We start from the raw sequence: 1,297 nt of genomic DNA, 5'->3' as shown, positions 1-1,297 counted from the left end.
TAAGGTTCTTGTAGCTGTCAAACGAGTGGTCGATTACAACGTTAAAGTGCGCGTCAAAGCGGACAACTCCGGCGTTGACCTCGCCAACGTCAAGATGTCGATGAACCCCTTCTGCGAAATCGCCGTGGAAGAAGCCGTACGCCTGAAAGAGAAAGGCGTTGCGACTGAAATCGTCGTCGTCTCCATCGGCCCGACCACTGCTCAGGAACAGCTGCGTACCGCGCTGGCGCTGGGTGCTGATCGCGCCATTCTGGTCGAGTCCGCCGAAGACCTGACCTCGCTGGCCGTGGCCAAGCTGCTCAAGGCCGTTGTCGACAAGGAACAGCCACAGCTGGTGATCCTGGGCAAACAGGCCATCGACAGCGACAACAACCAGACTGGCCAGATGCTGGCTGCGTTGACCGGTTTCGGTCAGGGCACGTTCGCGTCCAAGGTTGAAGTGGCAGGTGACAAGGTTGCCGTGACCCGTGAAGTAGACGGCGGCGCGCAAACCGTTTCGCTGAGCTTGCCGGCGATCATCACCACCGACCTGCGTTTGAACGAGCCGCGTTATGCGTCCCTGCCAAACATCATGAAAGCCAAGAAAAAGCCGCTTGAAGTACTGACGCCAGACGCGTTGGGTGTTTCGACTGCTTCGACCCACTCGACCCTGAAAGTGGAAGCCCCGGCTGCACGCAGCGCGGGTATCAAGGTCAAGTCGGTGGCTGAACTGGTCGAGAAACTGAAAAACGAAGCGAAGGTAATCTAATCATGACTATCTTGGTAATCGCAGAACACGACGGCAAGGCACTGGCTCCGGCCACGCTGAACACCGTTGCCGCTGCCGCCAAAATCGGTGGCGACATCCACGTTCTGGTTGCAGGCCAGAGCATTGGCGCTGTAGCCGAAGCAGCTGCGCAGATCGCTGGTGTGGCCAAAGTTCTGGTTGCTGATAACGCGGCCTACGCCCATCAGTTGCCTGAAAACGTTGCGCCATTGGTTGCAGAGCTGGGCGCTGGCTACAGCCATATCCTGGCCGCTGCCACCTCCAACGGCAAAAACATCCTGCCGCGCGTTGCTGCGCAACTGGACGTTGATCAGATCTCCGAGATCATTTCGGTGGTTAGCGCCGACACCTTCACTCGTCCGATTTACGCCGGTAACGCCATTGCCACCGTACAGTCCACTGCGCCGGTCAAAGTGATCACCGTACGCGCCACCGGTTTCGACCCGGTTGCTGCGCAAGGTGGTTCGGCAGCGGTTGAAGCGGTTGCAGCGGTTCACGATGCAGGCACTTCGTCGTTTGTTGGCGAAGAGC

1 protein-coding gene and 1 pseudogene are annotated in these 1,297 nt (G+C 58.6%); both read left to right on the top strand.

Annotated features, from left to right (window positions below):
- A partial coding sequence (locus tag FHL07_RS23515) for an electron transfer flavoprotein subunit beta/FixA family protein (protein WP_138738990.1) occupies positions 1 to 748 on the top strand: 748 nt, incomplete at its 5' end.
- A 2-nt stretch (positions 749 to 750) separates the two neighbouring features.
- Positions 751 to 1,297: pseudogene (locus FHL07_RS23510) on the top strand (electron transfer flavoprotein subunit alpha/FixB family protein); the annotation flags it as partial.

The sequence above is a fragment of the Pseudomonas sp. FSL W7-0098 genome (assembly GCF_005930585.1).
Lineage (GTDB): Bacteria > Pseudomonadota > Gammaproteobacteria > Pseudomonadales > Pseudomonadaceae > Aquipseudomonas > Aquipseudomonas bubulae.
Note: the sequence above shows the minus strand (reverse complement) of the source record. Positions and strands in the feature narration are given on the sequence as shown.